This window comes from Paraburkholderia caledonica NBRC 102488, from assembly GCF_000685095.1.
Taxonomy (GTDB): domain Bacteria; phylum Pseudomonadota; class Gammaproteobacteria; order Burkholderiales; family Burkholderiaceae; genus Paraburkholderia; species Paraburkholderia caledonica.
The window spans coordinates 1-767 of record NZ_BAYE01000071.1; the positions used below are offsets into that span (position 1 = coordinate 1).

The 767-nt window shown below is 61.5% G+C and carries 1 protein-coding gene; it reads left to right on the plus strand.

The window, feature by feature from the left end:
- Window positions 1–767: citrate/2-methylcitrate synthase (locus BCA01S_RS34255; protein WP_027780690.1), on the plus strand; the 767-nt coding region annotated here is incomplete at both ends.

A 767-nucleotide genomic window follows, 5' to 3' on the forward strand; every position in this document is an offset into this window, starting at 1 on the left:
TATCTGCTCGTGCACGAAAAGCTGCCGACACAGGCCGAACTCACCGCCTACAAGACGAAGCTCAAGGCGTTGCGCGGCCTGCCCGCCAATGTGAAGGCCGCGCTCGAATGGATTCCCGCTGCCGCGCATCCAATGGACGTGATGCGCACGGGCGTCTCGGTGCTCGGCACCGTGCTGCCGGAGAAGGACGATCACAACCTGCCCGGCGCGCGCGATATCGCCGACCAACTGATGGCGTCGCTCGGCTCGATGCTGCTCTACTGGTACCACTATTCGCACAACGGCAAACGCATTGAGGTGGAAACCGACGACGATTCGATCGGCGGCCACTTCCTGCATCTGCTGCACGGTGTCGAGCCGTCGAAGTCGTGGGTCGATGCAATGCACGTGTCGCTGAACCTGTATGCCGAGCATGAGTTCAACGCGTCGACGTTCACCGGCCGCGTGATCGCGGGCACCGGTTCTGACATCTATTCGGCGATCACGGGCGCGATTGGCGCGCTGCGCGGACCGAAGCACGGCGGCGCGAACGAAGTCGCGTTCGAGATCCAGTCGCGCTACCAGACGCCGGACGAAGCGGAAAGCGATATCCGCCGGCGCGTTGAGAACAAGGAAGTGGTGATCGGTTTCGGTCACCCGGTCTACACGATCTCGGACCCGCGCAACAAGGTCATCAAGGAAGTGGCGAAGAAGCTCTCGAAGGAAGCGGGCAACAACAAGCTTTTCGACATCGCGGAAAGACTCGAATCGGTGATGTGGGAAGCGAA